This window comes from Bradyrhizobium sp. 2S1 (genome assembly GCF_011516625.5).
Classification (GTDB): domain Bacteria; phylum Pseudomonadota; class Alphaproteobacteria; order Rhizobiales; family Xanthobacteraceae; genus Bradyrhizobium; species Bradyrhizobium septentrionale.
In genome coordinates this window covers 798,451-815,662 of record NZ_CP147717.1, presented here as the reverse complement: position 1 = coordinate 815,662, position 17,212 = coordinate 798,451, and the positions used below count along the sequence as shown (strand labels likewise).

The window sequence follows — 17,212 nt, the reverse complement described above, 5'->3', positions numbered from 1 at the left end:
GACGCAACGAACAGCTCCTGGGGTCGTTGATGACGGGACGCCGGCACCCGCAATGTCTGGAAGTCCTACGTCAATCCGGACATCTCGCATGCCGGTGAGGCGTCGGTCGCCAAGATCACCTCGCTGGTGGTGAAGGTCGGCGCGCTCGCCTTCATCCTGTTCCTGCCGACGCAATATGCGCTCGACCTGCAACTGCTCGGCGGCCTCTGGATCGTGCAGACGCTGCCGGCGCTGGTGTTCGGCCTGTTCACCGTCTGGTTCCGAGCCGAAGGCCTGCTGCTCGGCTGGGCGGTCGGCATCGGCTGGGGCACGTACACGTCATGGAGCAACGGACTGAAGCCGCTCGCCAGCATCTCGCTCGGCGGTTCCAGCTACACCTTTTATGTCGGGCTCGGCGCGCTCTTGCTCAACATCGTGGTCGCTGTGGCGGCGACGGTCGTGGTCGGCCTGATATCACCCGCCAAGCGCAGCGCGGCGGCCTGAGCCGTCGCCGGCATCTGGTGGGATGGCGACAAGTCGCGCGGTCAGCCGCGTGACTTCCGCCTTGGTCTTGTCGATCGCGGCGTCCTTCACCGGCCCATAGCCGCGGATCTCCATCGGCGCTTTTGCAATCGCGACGAAATCGGGCAGGCGGGTCTTGTCGAGATTGCCGATGATCGTATCGATCAGCGTCTCGTACCAGCCGATCAGCTCGCGCTCGGCGCGGCGCTCGGCGGTGTAGCCGAACACGTCGAACGCCGTGCCGCGCAATCCTTTCAGGCTCGCAAGCAATCGCAACGGCGTCTGGATCCATTGGCCGAATGCGCGCTTGCGCGGCCGTCCTCGCGCATCGTGCCCGGAGGCGAGGAATGGCGGCGCCAGATGGTACTGTACGCGATAGTCGCCATCGAATTCGCGCTTGAGCTCGTCGAGGAAGCCCGTCTGCATATGTAGCCGCGCCACCTCATACTCGTCCTTGTACGCCATCAGCTTGAACAGCGAGCGCGCCACGGCGTCGGTGAGGGGGAGTTCAGCCTCGCCGCGAGCTCGGTCCGCCTCTCCCGCTTGCGGGGGAGGCCGTAACGCATCGACAGATGCGTTACGGGTGGGGGCTCTCTCCGCGGTACGACTCGTGGAGACACCCCCACCCCAACCCTCCCCCGCAAGCGGGAGAGGGGGCGCACCTTGTTCGCGGTCGCCACCGAGCGCCGCCTCGGCGCGACGGACACGATCGACCGTCGCGCGATAGCGCGCGGCGTAGGCCTCGTCCTGGTAATCGCGCAGGAAATCGGCGCGCCGGGCGATCATTTGCTCCAGCGTCTCGGGCGCGTTGGCGTCGGCATTCTCGGCCTTCGGCAAGAAATCCGGGTCGGCAAAGGCTAGCCGGCCCCAGGCCAGCGCCTGCCTGTTGCGCTCGACGGTGACGCCGTTGAGCTCGATCGCGCGGGTCAGCGCGTCGAGCGAGACCGGCACCAGGCCTTGCTGCCAGGCGAAGCCGAGCATCATGATGTTGGCGTAGACGCTGTCGCCGAGCAGCCGCTCGGCCAGCGCATTGGCGTCGATCGCGGTGAGGTTGCCTGATCCGATCACCCGCTCGATGGCGCGCAGCCGCACCGGCGAGGCGAGGTCGGCGTCGCGGAAGCGCACCACATCGCCGGTCGGCATCTCCGCCAAATTCACCGCGGCGCGCATGCCCCTGCGATAGGTCCCGGAGGCCTTGGCCGACGAGCTGACCACGAGGTCGCAGCCGATCAGCGCGTCGGCCGCGCCCTGGTCGATCCGCACCTGGTGCAGCGCCCCGGGCGCCGCGGCAAGCCGCAGATAGCTCAGCACCGGGCCGAACTTCTGCGCAAAGCCGGTGAAGTCGAGCACCGAGACGCCGCGGCCCTCGAGATGCGCGGCCATGGCGATCAGCGCGCCGACCGTGATCACGCCGGTGCCGCCGACGCCGGTCACCAGCAGATCGTAGGGCTTGTCGAGCGGCGCAAGCTCCGGCGCGGGCAGCGCGGCGGCACGTGCGAGCGGATCGATCGCGCTTGCGCCCTTCGCCCGCCGCTTGCCGCCCTCGATGGTGACAAAGCTCGGGCAGAAGCCGTTGAGACAGGAAAAGTCCTTGTTGCAGGTCGAGAGGTTGATCTTGCGCTTGCGGCCGAACGGCGTCTCCTTGGGTTCGACGCTGAGGCAGTTGGATTCCACCGAGCAGTCGCCGCAGCCCTCGCAGACGAGGTCGTTGATATAGGCGAAACGCGCGGGATCCGTGATCGTGCCGCGCTTGCGCCGCCGGCGCTTTTCGGTGGCGCAGGTCTGCTGATAGATCAGTACGGTGACGCCTGATATCTCGCGCAGCTCGCGCTGCACGGCGTCCATCTCCTCGCGCGGATGGATGGTGACGCCGCCGGGCAAATCCGCCGGAGCGAACTGCGCGGGATCATCCGACACCAGCGCGATCCGCGCGACGCCCTCGGCGCGGACGCTGTGCGCGATCGCCTGCACGCTGACCGGGCCGTCGACCGGCTGGCCGCCGGTCATCGCCACCGCGTCGTTGAACAGGATCTTGTAGGTGATGTTGGCCTTGGCCGCGATCGCCTGCCGGATCGCCATCGAGCCCGAGTGATAGTAGGTGCCTTCGCCGAGATTCTGGAACACATGGCTGTTGCCGGTGAATCTCGACGATGCCGCCCAGTTGACGCCTTCTCCGCCCATCTGGATCAGCGACGAGGTCTCGCGGTCCATCCAGCTCGCCATGAAGTGGCAGCCGATGCCGGCCAGCGCCTTCGATCCTTCAGGCACCTTCGTCGACGTATTGTGCGGGCAGCCCGAGCAAAAGTACGGCGTCCGCGTCGCGCCCGGCACTGCGATCGTGCGATCCCGTTCCGGCGCGAGCGCGGCGACGCGGCGCGCGAGTTGCAGCTCGGGGAACATCGGATCGAGCCGCCGCGCCAGCACGTCGGCCAGCATCAGCGGCGACAACTCGCCGATCCAGGAGATCAGCCGCGCCCCTCGCTCGTCATGCTTGCCGACCATCCGCTCCGGCTTGGAGCCGGGATAGTCGTAGAAATACTCCTTGAACTGGCTCTCGATGATGCCGCGCTTCTCCTCGACCACCAGGATCTCGCGCTTGCCCTTCACGAACTCCATCGCATCGTGCAGCGCCAACGGCCACACCATGCCGACCTTGTAGATGTCGATGCCGAAGCGGCGGCAGGCGGCTTCATCGAGGCCGACCAGCCGCAGCGCTTCCATCAGATCGAGATGCGCCTTGCCCGTGGTGACGATGCCGTAGGTCGCGTTCCTGATGTCGTAGATGCGGCGGTCGATCGGATTAGCTTTTGCGAAAGCGTAGACCGCATGCTTCTTGGCCTCCAGCCGCTCCTCGATCTGCGGCCCCGGCAGATCGGGCCAGCGATAATGCAAGCCGCCGGGCGGCGGCACGAACTCCGGCAGCGCGAAGACGCGCGGCGGCGCAAGCTCGACCGAGGCGCCGGATTCCACGATCTCCGAGATCGCCTTGAAGCCGACCCACATCCCGGAGAAGCGGCTTAGCGCATAGCCATACTCGCCGAAGGCAAGATATTCGCCGACATCGGCCGGATGCAGCGTCGGCATGAACCAGCTCATGAAGGCGACATCCGACTGGTGCGGCATCGAGGACGACACGCAGCCATGGTCGTCGCCGGCCACGACCAGCACGCCGCCATGCGGCGAGGAGCCATAGGCATTGCCGTGCTTCAGCGCATCGCCGGAGCGATCGACGCCGGGGCCCTTGCCGTACCACAGCCCGAACACGCCATCGACCTCGCGGTCTTTTTGCGTCTCGACCTGCTGCGAGCCGAGCACGGCCGTTGCCGCGAGGTCCTCGTTGACCGCGGGCAGGAATTCGATGCGGCTCTGCTTCAGCCGCTCGCCGATCTTCCACAGTTCGAGATCGACGCCGCCGAGCGGCGAGCCGCGATAGCCGGAGATGAAGCCCGCGGTGTTGAGGCCTGCGGCGCGGTCGCGCCTGATCTGGTCGAGCGCGATGCGGACGATCGCCTGCGTGCCGGTGAGGAAGACGCGGCCGCGTTCGCGGCTGTAGCGCTCGGAGAGCTGGTAGGCGTCGAGCAGCGGCATCTGGCCCATGACTGAGCCTCCTGGAATCGCAATGTCTGATCCGACAACGCTATGCCCGGATGCCTGGTAGGTCTTACCCATCTATTCTCTGCGAGGACCAATTGTGGTAGATTATTCCGAAATTGAAGGAGTATCGGTATTTTCTACCGAAACGAGAGTTGCCCAATGGTTGAAGAGCAAGACGAAAAAATCCTCGCCGAGCTGCAGAGGGATGGCCGCGCCACCAACCAGCAGCTTGCGGAGACCGTCGGCATGTCGACCTCGGCGTGCTGGCGCCGGGTCCGCGCGCTTGAGGAGTCCGGCGTCATCTCCGGCTATTCCGCGCTGGTCGCGCGCCAGCAGGCGGGCTTTGCGACCTCGGCGATCCTGCACGTCTCGCTGGAGCGGCACGACGTCAAATTCGTCGACGAGTTCGTCGCGCGGGTGATGAAGCGCCGCGAGGTGCTGGAATGCTTCGCGACAACAGGTGACGCCGACTATCATCTGCGCGTCGTCGTGCGCGACATGGACGCCTACAATAGATTCTTGGACGAGTTCATGTTCCGCATCCCCGGCATCCGCCACGTCCGCACCAACGTGATCCTGAAGGAGATCAAGACCGGCGTGGCGCTGCCGTTTTGATGGAAGTGCTGCCTGACGGCAACCGAGCCGCGGGCTCAACTCTTCGTCCCGTCACCCTGAGGAGGCCGCGTAGCGGCCGTCTCGAAGGGCGAACGGCCACCAGCCGGGCCGTGCATCCTTTGAGGCTCGCTCGCGCTCGCACCTCAGGATGACCGGTCGAGGTGGTCCGTAGGATGGCTAGAGCGACTTGTCCGCCGTGGCTCGAAGAGCGAAGGCGGAAGCGAAACCCATCATCGGACCGCGGATGGGTTGACCGGTGCCGCGTCGCTCGATCCATCCCGCGCCTCGGCTGATGCGCGCTGCGCTAGGATCATGAACACCATGACATGGCTGACCAGCAGCAGCGGCACGTAGAGCGCCGGATAGATGCCGGCGCCGAACAGGCCGGGATCGCCGATCTTCACGCCCATATAGTAGGCGTTGAGAAGATCCAGCGTGCCCCAGACGTTGAAGATCCAGACCATCGGAATGGCAATCGACCAGCGCCAGGACAGTGCCGCCATGGCAATGAGCGCGAGGGCGGCAGCGATGAGATCACCCCAGCCGACCTGGCCGGCGAAATCCGCGTTCAACTGCGGAGACACGAACCCGGCCACCATGAAGTTCATGCCTAAAAACCTGAACGCATGGAAAGCCGCGAGAATCTCAACGCGTCATAACGCGGCATCGCGCGGAGCGCGGGCCAGACATAAGTGACGGCGACCACGGCACTGGTCAGGAAGGCGCCGGCGACGCTGAGGACGAATGGCAGGTTGAAGCTGGGGGGCACGGTCGGTTTCCTCGGTGATTGTCGATCCGGTTCGGTTGGCTTGCGTTCAAGACCTTGACGTTCAAGGCTTGGCCAACAGCAGGCGGAGCGGCAGCAGCGGGCCGACCGCGATATAGTCGTGGTCCATCAGGTCCTGCTTGGCGAGCGGCAGGCCCTCCATGATCGCGTGCGCCTCGGCGGTATCCTTGGCATCGAGCAAAAGGACGACGCCGCGCCCGTCGGATTTCGAGTACCATTCGCGGACCTTGCCATTGAGATAGAGCTGCACGGTCTGACGGATTTCATCCGGCATCACGGCCATCACCTGTTCGCGGGTGACGCCCGGCTTGACGGTGAGGATGACCATCACGCCGGTGGTGATGGTGGAGGTGGCTTGTGCCTGGGCAAGGGAAGGAGCGGTCATGGAAGTGGCGCCTGTCAAAGTGAGGGTGAGGGCGAGGAGGGTGTGAGGGAATGCTTTCATCGGTCGCATGTCTCCGCTCACGACGGATGTCGTGATGTGGAATGGAGCAGCGCGCGTCGCGGTGCGGCTGCTTGTGGCTCCGATGTACGACCGCTTTCCGTGGGCGACTATTCGCGATAATGTTGACGGGCCATGAAGCAGAACTTCACAGTCCGGCACGGTGCCCTTGACGGGGGCGAGGCGTTCCTGGCCGTCGCGCAGCACCGCAGTTTCCGTCGCGCCGCCGCCGAGCTCGGGGTGACGCCGTCGGCGATCAGTCAGGCGGTGCGCACGCTCGAGGCCCGCGTGGGCGCCGTGCTCTTCATCCGCACCACCCGCAGCGTCGGCCTGACCGAAGCCGGCGAACGATTCCTGGCGCGCGCACGGCCTGCCTTCGAGGAGCTGGTCGCCGCAAGCGGGGCGGCGCGTGAACTTGGGCAGAAGCCGGCCGGGCTGTTGCGCCTCACCGTGCCGCGCTCAGTGGTGCCGATCCTGCTGGAGCCGCTGATCGCCTCATTCTGCAAGGCCTATCCCGAAATCGAGGTCGAGCTCGCCGCCAGCGAGGAACTGGTCGACATCGCCGCCGAGGGTTTTGATGCCGGCATCAGGATGGGCCAGTTCATCAACCCCGACATGGTCGCGGTGCGCCTGACCAAGCCGTTCCCTTTTGCCATCGTCGGCAGTCCGGACTATCTGGCGCGTCGTGGCCGGCCCAGGCGTCCGGACGATTTGCGCGAGCACACCTGCCTGCGGCTGCGGCGATCGAACGGCGGGCTGGCGCCGTGGTCGCTCAACGACCAGGGACGTTCGATCGAGCTTGCCGTATCGGGATCCTTCATCGGCCATGACTTCCCGACGCTGGTCGGCGCAGCCATCGAAGGTGTGGGACTGGCGCAAGTGCCGGCACCGCTGGTCACCGGCGCCGTGACGGAGAAGAAACTCGTCCGCGTGCTGGAGTCATTCGCGCCGCTGACGCCGGGCGTGTTTCTCTACTATCCCGGCCACCGCCAGATCATGCCGAAGCTGCGGGCCTTCATCGATCACGTGAAGAGCCGGCCAAGGGCTACGCGCTAGCCTAAATGTGGGATGGGTGGAGCGAAGCCATCATCGTGCCGCGGATTCGAAATTGATGGGTTTCGCTTCCGCCTTCGCTCTTCGAGCTACGGCGGACAAGTCGCTCGACCCATCCTACGCCGCTGGAATGGCGAGAAGCTTAGGCGCGCTTCTGAGGATGCCAGTCGGGCACCGTCTTGATCATGTGCCAGACCAGCAGGTCGAGAGCGCGGGTCATGCCCTCTCGCGACCTGGTGTTGGTGAACGCCGACCAGCAGAAATCGCCGCTGGTTCGCACCGAGATCGTCGTCGTTCCGTCCAGCAGGCCGCTGTGCCACCAATTGTTGTTCGCTGTGATGAACAGGCCCTTGGCATAGCGCGGGTTGATCGCGCTGGGGGTGCTCATGACGCGCAGGCTGTCGTCGGTCAACAGCTGCTCGGTGTCCTTGAAGCCGTCGATATGGACGAACAGCGTCGTCAAATCGCCCGGCGTCGCAATCCAGCCGCCGTGAGAATCCATCCGGGCGACGTTCATCCGGTACGGATCGCCGCCGGTCTGGCTGTAATATCTGACCTCGTTGCTTGCCCGCTCACCCAGCGTATTGCCGGCAATCTGCATGTCGGCGATGCCGCATCGCTTCAGCACGGCGTCCTTGATGTATTGCTCGTAGCTCTGGCCACTCAGCTTCTCGATCACGCGCCCGAGGACGCAATAGCCGAAGTTCGAATAGGCATAGGACTCTCCTGGAGGATTGGTGAGCGGCATATGTTCCAGCGTCCAGCTGATCAGCTCGCGATGTTTCATGTCCTGGTTCATGAACATCGGATCGCGAAACTGGTTTCCCCAGGTCCCGGTGGCGTGGGTCAAGAGATGCTCGATCGTGATCTGATCGACAAGCGAGCGAGATGAGCCTGACGGCATCAAGCTTTGCAGCGTGGGTATCGTCGGGTAGTCCTTGCCGAGAATGGAGTCTGCGCCGAACACAAAATCGCCGAGCCGCAATTTGCCGGCTTCGACCAGGGTGAATATCCCGGTCGAGGTCACCGGTTTCGAGATGCTCGCGATCCGGAAGCGATGTTGCGGGGTCAATGCTTCGCCGCTCTCCCGGTCCGCAACGCCGAACGCCTCCACATAAGCGGGCTTTCCCTTGATTGCGACGGCGATGGAAAGTCCGGGTACGTCGTACTCCTTCATGAAGTCGGCGGCCAGGCCAGCCATCTGCTGGCGCTGCTCCGATGTCGGAAGTTCGGCGGGCTGCTCGGCAAGCGCCGGCGACGGCCCGCAGGCGATCCCTGCGGCGGTGAGCAGCGAGCCCTGAAGCAACGTTCGGCGTGAAAGCGGCATGGTTGCTTGTCCATGTTGGAGCGAGCGGACCGAACGGTATTGCGGTTCTCTTGCTTCTGTCACGTTACGAAAGTGGTTGTGTGATTACGTCACGATGGCCCGACGGGAAACTCAGCAAAACCTGTCAATCCTCTCGCATGAAAGCATTTCGGTTTATCGGAGTGAAAACTCAGTGTATGGTTCTCCCGTCTCACCCGATCGAGGGGCGCGTCACGAGCGTTGCGGTGAGATGCGGTGGACGCCGAGTGCGCGGTCGACGAATGCGTGTGAAGCGGACGGTGAAGTCGTGTGGTCCTGACGCCCTAGTGGCAGGTGTCCCCTTGTAAGACGCAATTGCGTCTTGCGAAGGCGCTGACAAACAAGCCCAGTCTCGCCGCGGAGAGCGCGAAATAAGCCGTAAAACCATCGCGCAGGGAAAGCCGGGCTGTTCCCGGTTACACCTGTGGTCCTACCCCTGTGCTTTTTTGTTGCACAGGGCCCATGGGTGCGATCGGCACCCGGCTTTCCCTGCGCCCTCTGCTTGAGGAGAGGGCGGAATGAAGAGCAAAGCTCGGACAAATCATGTCGCGAGAGTGCGGATGTGTGACTCAAAGGCCGTGCAACAATTTCGATGTCGTCCCGGGCAAGCGCAGCGCGACCCGGGACCCATAACCACCGATGGTCATCGTTGCGCGATGCTGGGGCCGCAGCTCACTTCCACAATTGGATTCAGTGGTTATGGGTCCCTGCTTTCGCAGGGACGACATCGAGAATGAGGCACGCGCTGGTAAAGCCACCCGCCCTCACACCGTCTCCTTCACGAACCGATTCCGCAATGTCCCGATCCCGGTGATGTCGATCTCGACCACGTCGCCATCCCTGAGGTCCGGCGAGGCGCCGTCGGTGCCCATCCAGATCACGTCACCGGGCGACAGCGTGAAATATTTCGTCAGCTCGACCAGGAAGGGGACGATGCCGAAGATCATGTCGTTGGTGTGGAAGCGGCCGGTCTCCTTGCCGTTGACGCGGATCGCGGTCTCCATGCGGTCGAGATCGACGTCGGTCTCGATCCACGGGCCCATCGGCTTGAAGGTGTCGGCGTTCTTCGACCGCCACAGCCCGCGATCGGCCTTCTGCCAGCTGCGCTCGGAGACGTCGTTGCCGATGGTGTAGCCGAACACGCAGTCCATCGCGTTGGCTTCGGTCAGATGCTTGGCTTTCTTGCCGATCACCACGACGAGCTCGCCCTCATAATGGATCTTCTCGGTCGCGCTTGCGGGGATCACGACATCATCGTCATGGGCGATCAGCGCGTTCTGCGCGCGGTAGCCGATCTCGGGGCGGTCGGGCACGTTCGGCACCGTGCCAGCCTTGTCGGCGGCTTCCTTGAGGTGCTTCAAATAGTTCAGCCCGACGCAGTAGAATGTGCGCGGGATCAGCGGCAGCTCGATCTTGACGTCCTTGAGCGGGTGGGTCTTCGACGTCCTGCTCCATTCACCGAACGGATCGCCGTTGACGGTGATGACGGTGTCGCCTTCGACGAGGCCCCAGGAGGTGGTGCCTGCGGCGGTGAATTTCAGCCAGCGCATGATCAGGTCCCTTCTATTCTGCGGCGGCCTGCGCGCGCATCTTCCAGGCGCCGGCGGCGGGGCGCTTCAGCCCGAGATTCTCGCGCAGCGTCGTGCCGGCGTAATCCTTGTGGAACAGGCCGCGTTTCTGCAACTCGGGCACCACGTGGTCGACGAAGTCGGCATAGGAGCCCGGCACATAGCTCGCCGCGACCACGAAACCGTCGCAGCCGCGGCCGACGAACATTTCTTCCAACCGGTCGGCGATCTCCTTCGGACCGCCGACGATGGCGTCCTGCACCTGGGCGCGGCCGGAGAAGGTGATGAAATCGCGGGTCGAGGGATTGGTCTTGCCGGAGGCGCGCAGCACGCCGTCGCGCATGCCGATCATGCCTTGCATGCCCTGCAATTCTTCGGTCGTCAGCGGCTCGTCGATCGGCTTGGCGCCGAAATCGAAATTGAGGGCTTCGGCGAGCAGCGACAGCGCGTCGATCTCGAGCGGCAGCTTCTGGATCACGGCCATGCGATCCTCGGCTTCGGCCTTGGTGGCGCCGGCGATCGGCGTGATCAAATTGCAGAGGAACATCTGGTCCGGATCGCGCCCCGCCTTGACGGCCTCGGCGCGGACCGCGTCGTAGCCTTGCTTGGCATTGGCGAGGTTGCGCGAGGCGGTGAAGATCACCTCACCCCAGCGCCCGGCAAAGCGCTGGCCGCGGCCGGAGGCGCCGGCCTGGATGACGACGGGGTGGCCCTGCGGCGAGCGCGGCACCGTGAACGGGCCGCGCGAGGCGAAGAACTCGCCCTTGTGGTCGAGCCGCTTCACCTTGGTCGGATCGGCAAACCGGCCGCTTGTCTTGTCGATCACCAGCGCGCCGTCTTCCCAGGAATCCCAGTGGCCGAGCACCACCTCCATGAATTCGTCGGCGCGATCGTAGCGGTGATCGTGCTCGAGATGCTGCGCCTTGCCCATGTTGAGCGCTTCGCCGTCATTGACCGAAGTCACCACGTTCCAGGCAGCGCGGCCGTTCGTCATTAGGTCGAGCGTGGCGAAGCGGCGGGCGACGTCGAACGGCTCGAAATAGGTGGTGGAGGCGGTCGAGGCGAGGCCGAGCTTGGTCGTGACCATGCCCATCGTGGTCAGCACCACGATCGGGTCCATCTTCACGCAGCGGATGCCGTATTCGACGGTGTGGGCGTGATCGTTGTTGTAGCGGTCGGGCATCGCCAGGCGGTCGTCGAAGAACGCCATGTGGAATTTGCCGCGCTCCAGGATGCGCGCGATCTCCTGGTAGTAGTCCGCCGACATCGAATCGTCGCGCGATTCCGGGTGACGCCAGGAACCCGGCAGATTGGTGCAGTTCTGCGCCTGCAGGAAGCCAACCAGCGCCATTTGCCGTGTCATGTCGTTCTCCTGTGGCCCGACGTGTCAGCGCAGGTCGAGTTCTTCGGTGAGTTTGTAATCGGCGGCGAGCGCCTTCAGCTTCTCCCAGGTCGCGTCCTCGATCTCGATGCCACTCTTGCGCCGCTCGACTTCGCGCAGATGCTCGATCTCGCCCGGGTAGAACACGCCGCGGCTTCCCTCCGACGGCGGGGTCGATTTCAGATAGCGGGCGAAGTCGGCGACCTCGCGTCTGAAGTCCTTGAGCGGGCGGAACGCGGCGACGTTGAACACCGCCATGAAGCAGCCGTCATTGTGCCGGCCGGTCGGCTCGACGCCGAATCCGAGGCCAGTGAGCAGGCCGCACAGCACCTCGACCATCGCGGCGAGGCCCGAACCCTTGTAACCCTCGGTGCCGCCGAGCGGCAGCAGCGCGCCGCCCTTGCGGTAGTCCGCAGGGTCAGTGGTGTCGCGCCCGTCGGCATCGATGATCCAGCCCTTGGGGATGGTCTCGCCGCGCGCCACCGCGAGCTGGATCTTGCCGGCGGCGACCGCCGAGGTTGCCATATCCAGATAGAACGGCGCCTCGAGATCGGACGGCACCGCGATCGACAGCGGGTTGGTGCCGAGCCGGGCCTCGCGGCCGCCGAACGGGGCGACATGCTTCGGCGAGCGGCCGGAATCGGCGGCGGCAATCCCGATCATGCCCTCGCGCATCGCCATCAGCGGATAATGCGCGAGCCGTCCGACATGGCTCTGCCGGAACACGGTGCAGGCCGCGACATTGGCGGTTCTCGCCTTGTTGATGGTCATCTCCATCGCCTTGGCGTTGACGTGGAAGCCGAACCCCCCAATGACCGTCGATCACGGTCGTGGTCGGCGTCTCCTGCACGACGGTCCATTTGGCGCCGGGGACGATGTGGCCGACCTTGATGCGGTCGATATAGGTCGGGATCGCGATCACGCCGTGGGAATCGTGGCCGGCGAGGTTGGCGTTGACGCAGCCGGAGGCGACCGCGCTGGCCTCCTCCTCCGATGCGCCGGCGCCCCGGAGCAGCGCCGCGCCGATGCGCGTGAGACGGTCGGCCTGGACGATCGGCATGGGGCTTTCCTCGCGGTCTGCCCGCGTGATGCGCGGGTCTTGCTTGCTGTTGTCGCCGTCATGCTGTCAAAGCGCGGCTTACCGAGCAAGGCCAGAAAATCCGGTCCGCCATACCGGGAGCAGGGTGCTCGCAGGCGTGATTTCACCGAATGGAACGGGCGCGGTCGCGATGCGGAATTTGACGGCTCCGACGGCCCGGGCCGGGCGGCGATCAGCGCCTCGCTGCCCTCCGCCTCAGCCTGGTACACAGGGGTCCGTATTATCCCTGAAAACGGCTTGGCGCGTTCGTCAGCCGTTTACTTTGTCGCGCAACTTGCCGGATACGCTAACCACCACTTAGGCCTCTCGCGGGCAATGTTCCCCGCCAGATTGGAGGGGTTGGCCCCGGGGCCTTCAGGGAACGTGCAGTCGAGCATCGGGCGTACATTCGCGGCGTTGAGCGCCACCAACGAAGCGATCCTGTACGCGAAATCACCAGAACAATTGTACGGACAGGTCTGCGAAGCCGCGTTCACGAGCGGGGGCTTCCTGGCTGCGACCGTGTTTTTGCTGGAGCCGGATACCGGTCTGCTGACCTTCGCGGCCGGCTACGGCGACGATGTCGCGCGTCTGCGCGGCATCACGATTTCCACGCTCGCCAACGCCCCGGAAGGGGAAGGCGTTGCCGGGCGGGCGTTTCGCGATCAGGCGGCCAGCGTCAGCAACGACTATGTCAACGATGCCCGCTCAGTGGCCTGGCGCAGCGGCGCCGCGGCGGCCGGCGTCGGGGCGGCGGCGGCGATGCCGCTGGTCTGCAACGGACGCAGCGTCGGCGTCTTCATGGTGACGCGGCGGGAGGTCAATTCGCTCAGCGAGGAGATCGTCTCGCTGCTTGAGCGCATGGCCGCAAACGTGTCCTACGCACTGGATAATTTCGACCATGAGGCCTCGCGCAAGAGCGGCGAGCGGGCGATGCGCCGGTTGAACCGCATGTTCGGCGCAATCAGCGCGACCAACGAGGCCATCCTTCGCGCCAAGACCGAGCACGATCTCTATCAGCGGGTCTGCGATGCCGCGGTGTTCAGCGGAAAATCCTTCGCTACGGTGGTGCTGCTGGCCGAACCCGACACGCACTGGCTCGAGCCCGTCGCCGGCACCGGCGAGGCGCTCGAGCTGATCACGCAGACACGCTTCTCGGCCGATCCCGACAATGTCTACGGCAAAGGCATCTGCGGTGAGGCGTTCCGGACCCAGCGGCCGTGCGTCGAGCACGACATTCCGATCTCGGCGAGCGCGCCGCCAACCCGCGGCAGCGGCCTGATGGCCTGCGTCGCGCTGCCGCTCACCCGGTTCGGCAAGAGCGTCGGCGTCCTGATCTTCTTCACCGGCAATTCCTGGGCGCGCGACCCCGAGATCATCACGCTGCTGGCCGGGATCGCCGAGAACGTCTCGGTCGCGCTCGACAATTTCGGCCGCGCCACCGAGAAGGCCAGGGCCGATGCCGAGCGCGAGCGGCTGTCGCGGATGTTCGCGGCGCTGAGCGCGACCAACGAGGCGATCATGCGTGCGCGGTCGCGACTCGAGATGTTCGAGCTGGTCTGCGCGGCGGCGGCGCATGGCGGCGGGTTCAATTCCACCAGCATCCTGATCGCCAAGCCCGGCGACGATTACCTGGAGATGATGGCGGTCGCCGGACCGACCGCGGAGAATGCGCGCCGCCTCAACGTCTCGCGCAGCGAGGCGCGGCCCGAAGGGCGCGGCGTCTGCGGCAGGGCCTACCGTTCCCGGCGCGCCTGCATCAACAATGATTTCCTGGGCGACGTCGCCAATAACCCGTTCCGCGACGTCATCGACCGCGAGGATGCACGATCCGGCGCGGCATTTCCGTTGATCGTCGACGACGAGCCGGTCGGCGTGATGCTGTTCATCTCCGCCAAGCGCAACACCTTCTCGTCTGAATTCGGCGAGCTTTGCAGCGGCTCGCCGACAACGTCTCCTATGCGCTTGGCAGTTTCGAGCGCGCCGACGAGAAGGCGCGAACCGAGGAGCAGAAGGAGCGGCTGCGGCGGATGTTCGCAGCGCTGAGCGCGACCAACGAGGCGATCATGCGGGCGAAATCCCGCAGCGAGCTGTTCGATCTGGTCTGCGATGCTGCGGCGGTCGGCGGACAATTCATTTCGGCCACCATCAGGCTGGTGCGCCCGGGCGAAGCCTTCCTGGACAATGTGGCAGCCTCCGGCCCCGACCGGGTGCGGGCGCGCGAGGTTCTGCTGTCGGCCGACGCGACCCGTCCGGAGGGACAGACGCTGACCGGCGTTGCGATCCGCACCCGAAGGCCGTGCATCAGCAACGATTATCTCAGCGACTTCGGACCTGAGTCACACGTCTACCCTGTCGTCCGCGACAGCGGCAGCAAGTCCGGCGCGGCGCTGCCGCTGCTCAAGAACGGCGAGGCGATCGGCGCGTTGGTGTTCCTGTCCAGCGAATTCGGAACGTTCAGCCCCGAGATGATGGCGCTGTTGCAGCGGCTTGCCGAAAACGTGTCGTTTGCGCTGGCCAATTTCGACCGCGCCGATGAGAAGGCGCGGGCCGACGAGCAGAAGGAGCGGCTGTCGCGGATGTTCGCGGCGCTGAGCGCGACCAATGAGGCGATCATGCGGGCGAAGTCCCGCGCCGAGCTCTATCAATTGGTCTGCGAGGCGGCGGCGACTGGCGGCAAGTTCACCTCGACCACCATCGTGCTGGCGCAGCCCGGAAGCGACTATCTCCGGATGGTTGCGATCGCGGGCCCGGCGGCGGAGGGCGCGCGCCAGGTGACGCTCTCGACCAGCGAGGCGCATCCCGAGGGGCGCGGCGCCTGCGGCCGGGCGTTCCGCTCCGGCAAGGCCTGCATCATCAACGACTACTTTGCGGATAGCGAGACCGCCGCTTTCCATGAGCGGGCTCGCCTCGACGGAACGCAGTCCGGCGCCTCGTTCCCGCTGATCGTCAGCGGGCGGGTGGTCGGCGTCATGATCTTCGTCGCGATCGAGAAGGACACGTTCACGCCGGAGTTCGCCGAACTGCTGCAGCGCCTCGCCGACAATCTGGCGTTCGCGCTCGAAAGCTTCGACCGCGCCGACGAGAAGCACAAGGCCGACGAGCGCATCGAATATCTCGCCTCGCACGACAGCCTGACCAATCTGCCGAACCGCGAGACGTTCAACGAGATGCTGCGTCACGCGATCTCCGCGGCGGACCGCCATCGCCGGCAGATCGCGGTGCTGTTCATCGATCTCGACCGCTTCAAGATCATCAACGACTCGCTCGGCCACGACGCCGGCGACATGCTGCTGGTCGCCATCGCCGAGCGGCTGCGCGGATCCCTGCGCGCGAGCGACGTGGTGGCGCGGCTCGGCGGTGACGAGTTCGTGGTCATCCTCGAGGAGACCACCGAACGTCACGACGTCGAGCGTATTGCCGGCGATCTCCTGGTCTCCCTCAGCCAGCCGCTGCAGCTCAGCGGGCATGAGTGCCACACCACGGCCTCGATCGGGATCGCGATGTATCCGGCCGACGGCTCCGACGTGCAGACGCTGACCAAGAATGCCGACATGGCGATGTATCTCGCCAAGGAGGATGGCAAGAACGGCTTCCGCTTCTTCTCCAACGAGGTCAGGGCGCAGTCGATCGAGCGCCTGACGATGGAGAGCGCGCTGCGCCGCGCGCTCGAGCGCGACCAATTCTCGCTCGAGTATCAGCCCAAGATCGACATGGCGAGCGGGCAGATCAGCGGCGTCGAGGCGCTGCTGCGCTGGACCCATCCCGAGCTCGGCAAGGTCTCGCCGGGGCAATTCATTCCGCTCGCCGAGGAAGTCGGGCTGATCGTGCCGATCGGCCGTTGGGTGCTGAAGGAAGCCTGCGCGCAGAACATGGCGTGGCAGCACCGCGGTCTCAAGGCGGTGACCATGGCGGTCAACCTCTCGCCGCGGCAGTTCGGCGACCCGCATCTGCTCGACGACATCGACCAGGCATTGGCGGCGAGCGGCATGCCGCCGTCGCTGCTGCAGCTCGAGGTCACCGAGAGCATGGTGATGCGCAACGTGACGCGCGCGGTCCGCGTGCTCGACGCGATCCAGAATCGCGGCATCCGGCTGGCGATCGACGATTTCGGCACCGGCTATTCGTCGATCTCGCTGATGAAGCAGTTCCCGATCGACACCATCAAGATCGATCGTTCCTTCGTGCGCGATCTGCCGAATGACTCCGAGGACGTCGCGATCGCGCAGGCGATCATCAGCATGGGCAAGGCGCTCGGCATGACCATCGTCGCCGAGGGCGTCGAGACCTCCGAGCAGCAGGAGTTTCTGCGCGCGCATGCCTGCGACGAGATGCAGGGCTTTCTGTTCAGCCGGCCGCTGCCGCCGCGCGATCTCGCCGAGCTGTTGAAGACGTCGCCCGCGCTGGTCTCGCCGCCATTGCAGCCGGCGCTGGATGAGGCGGCGATCAGCGAGGCCGAGCCGAATCTAGGGCGGAAACGCGCTGTCGTCTGACGGCTGCACCGGCAGGTCGCGGACGTCGGAATCGGTCGAAGCGATCATGCGCGAGAAATCATACGGCCAGGACGGCGTCGCCTGGCCGGCCAGCGTCTGGCGCAGTGCCACTGAGGCCTCCGCAAAGCGCGCACCGTCGGGCAGGCGGAATCGGCGGCTCCACGCGGCCGGCAGCGGTTCGACTGCATCGCGCATCTCGAACGCCGGTCCCCACCACCAGGCCGGCGCCGGTGGCCGTTCCGGTTCGGCAATGGCGCGCCAGCGCGCGAACTCGTCGACAATGCGGGCGAATTGCAGCTTGGCAGCGGGATGCATCGAAAGCCCTTCCTCGGGCCGCGATGATAGCATCGCCGCC

General features: G+C 65.4%; 12 protein-coding genes and 2 pseudogenes. 5 read left to right on the top strand and 9 right to left on the bottom strand.

All coding sequences use genetic code 11. The annotated features are described in order from the left end of the window. Positions 1 to 45: 45 nt before the first annotated feature. Positions 46 to 483, top strand: a pseudogene (locus tag HAP54_RS03915) (sodium:solute symporter); the annotation flags it as partial. Here the strand turns inward: HAP54_RS03915 and HAP54_RS03910 are convergent. After that, positions 454 to 4,098: an indolepyruvate ferredoxin oxidoreductase family protein gene (locus tag HAP54_RS03910; RefSeq protein WP_166298825.1), complete on the bottom strand. Its 3,645-nt coding sequence runs from the start codon at positions 4,096 to 4,098 to the stop codon at positions 454 to 456. The pseudogene HAP54_RS03915 and the gene HAP54_RS03910 sit on opposite strands and share 30 nt — an antisense overlap. 156 nt (positions 4,099 to 4,254) lie before the next feature. Between HAP54_RS03910 and HAP54_RS03905 the strand changes: the two genes are divergently transcribed. Further along, positions 4,255 to 4,710: an Lrp/AsnC family transcriptional regulator gene (locus tag HAP54_RS03905; protein ID WP_166298824.1), complete on the top strand. Its 456-nt coding sequence runs from the start codon at positions 4,255 to 4,257 to the stop codon at positions 4,708 to 4,710. A 230-nt stretch (positions 4,711 to 4,940) separates the two neighbouring features. Here HAP54_RS03905 and HAP54_RS03900 read toward each other — a convergent pair whose 3' ends face one another. The 3 genes from HAP54_RS03900 to HAP54_RS03890 all read right to left on the bottom strand — a co-directional run bounded on the left by HAP54_RS03900 (position 4,941) and on the right by HAP54_RS03890 (position 5,882). Next, entirely contained in the window at positions 4,941 to 5,318 is a 378-nt protein-coding gene (locus HAP54_RS03900; RefSeq protein WP_224741381.1) for a hypothetical protein, read from the bottom strand. Between the two features lie 2 nt (positions 5,319 to 5,320). Further along, positions 5,321 to 5,479: a hypothetical protein gene (locus HAP54_RS03895; RefSeq protein WP_339156827.1), complete on the bottom strand. Its 159-nt coding sequence runs from the start codon at positions 5,477 to 5,479 to the stop codon at positions 5,321 to 5,323. A 61-nt stretch (positions 5,480 to 5,540) separates the two neighbouring features. Beyond that, positions 5,541 to 5,882: a muconolactone Delta-isomerase family protein gene (locus HAP54_RS03890; protein WP_224741382.1), complete on the bottom strand. Its 342-nt coding sequence runs from the start codon at positions 5,880 to 5,882 to the stop codon at positions 5,541 to 5,543. A 192-nt stretch (positions 5,883 to 6,074) separates the two neighbouring features. Between HAP54_RS03890 and HAP54_RS03885 the strand changes: the two genes are divergently transcribed. Continuing rightward, positions 6,075 to 6,995: a LysR substrate-binding domain-containing protein gene (locus HAP54_RS03885; RefSeq protein WP_166298823.1), complete on the top strand. Its 921-nt coding sequence runs from the start codon at positions 6,075 to 6,077 to the stop codon at positions 6,993 to 6,995. Between the two features lie 139 nt (positions 6,996 to 7,134). Here HAP54_RS03885 and HAP54_RS03880 read toward each other — a convergent pair whose 3' ends face one another. The 4 genes and pseudogenes from HAP54_RS03880 to HAP54_RS03865 all read right to left on the bottom strand — a co-directional run bounded on the left by HAP54_RS03880 (position 7,135) and on the right by HAP54_RS03865 (position 12,346). Then, positions 7,135 to 8,319, bottom strand: a complete 1,185-nt coding sequence (locus HAP54_RS03880; protein WP_166298822.1) for a serine hydrolase domain-containing protein — start codon at positions 8,317 to 8,319, stop codon at positions 7,135 to 7,137. 782 nt (positions 8,320 to 9,101) lie between these two features. Next, on the bottom strand, positions 9,102 to 9,887 hold the full coding sequence (locus tag HAP54_RS03875) for a fumarylacetoacetate hydrolase family protein (protein ID WP_166298821.1): 786 nt from the start codon (positions 9,885 to 9,887) through the stop codon (positions 9,102 to 9,104). A 13-nt stretch (positions 9,888 to 9,900) separates the two neighbouring features. Beyond that, on the bottom strand, positions 9,901 to 11,268 hold the full coding sequence (locus tag HAP54_RS03870) for an LLM class flavin-dependent oxidoreductase (RefSeq protein WP_166298820.1): 1,368 nt from the start codon (positions 11,266 to 11,268) through the stop codon (positions 9,901 to 9,903). Positions 11,269 to 11,292: 24 nt separating this feature from the next. Continuing rightward, a pseudogene (locus HAP54_RS03865) lies at positions 11,293 to 12,346 on the bottom strand (Ldh family oxidoreductase). Positions 12,347 to 12,748: 402 nt separating this feature from the next. Between HAP54_RS03865 and HAP54_RS03860 the strand changes: the two are divergent. Continuing rightward, entirely contained in the window at positions 12,749 to 14,410 is a 1,662-nt protein-coding gene (locus tag HAP54_RS03860) for a GAF domain-containing protein (protein WP_312022747.1), read from the top strand. Next, positions 14,296 to 16,857 (top strand): bifunctional diguanylate cyclase/phosphodiesterase, encoded by a 2,562-nt coding sequence (locus tag HAP54_RS03855; protein WP_312022748.1) that lies wholly within the window; start codon positions 14,296 to 14,298, stop codon positions 16,855 to 16,857. Before HAP54_RS03860 ends, HAP54_RS03855 begins: the two co-directional genes overlap by 115 nt. Here HAP54_RS03855 and HAP54_RS03850 read toward each other — a convergent pair. Beyond that, positions 16,831 to 17,205, bottom strand: coding sequence for a hypothetical protein (locus HAP54_RS03850; RefSeq protein ID WP_248114274.1), 375 nt, complete (start codon positions 17,203 to 17,205; stop codon positions 16,831 to 16,833). The genes HAP54_RS03855 and HAP54_RS03850 overlap by 27 nt on opposite strands. Positions 17,206 to 17,212: the final 7 nt, after the last annotated feature.

Bases quoted from the DNA above. Each gene is read 5' to 3' on its own strand.
- HAP54_RS03910 (WP_166298825.1), bottom strand. From the start codon at position 4,098: ATGGGCCAGATGCCGCTGCTCGACGCCTACCAGCTCTCCGAGCGCTAC.
- HAP54_RS03905 (WP_166298824.1), top strand. From the start codon at position 4,255: ATGGTTGAAGAGCAAGACGAAAAAATCCTCGCCGAGCTGCAGAGGGAT.
- HAP54_RS03900 (WP_224741381.1), bottom strand. From the start codon at position 5,318: ATGAACTTCATGGTGGCCGGGTTCGTGTCTCCGCAGTTGAACGCGGAT.
- HAP54_RS03890 (WP_224741382.1), bottom strand. From the start codon at position 5,882: ATGACCGCTCCTTCCCTTGCCCAGGCACAAGCCACCTCCACCATCACC.
- HAP54_RS03885 (WP_166298823.1), top strand. From the start codon at position 6,075: ATGAAGCAGAACTTCACAGTCCGGCACGGTGCCCTTGACGGGGGCGAG.
- HAP54_RS03880 (WP_166298822.1), bottom strand. From the start codon at position 8,319: ATGCCGCTTTCACGCCGAACGTTGCTTCAGGGCTCGCTGCTCACCGCC.
- HAP54_RS03875 (WP_166298821.1), bottom strand. From the start codon at position 9,887: ATGCGCTGGCTGAAATTCACCGCCGCAGGCACCACCTCCTGGGGCCTC.
- HAP54_RS03870 (WP_166298820.1), bottom strand. From the start codon at position 11,268: ATGACACGGCAAATGGCGCTGGTTGGCTTCCTGCAGGCGCAGAACTGC.
- HAP54_RS03850 (WP_248114274.1), bottom strand. From the start codon at position 17,205: ATGCTATCATCGCGGCCCGAGGAAGGGCTTTCGATGCATCCCGCTGCC.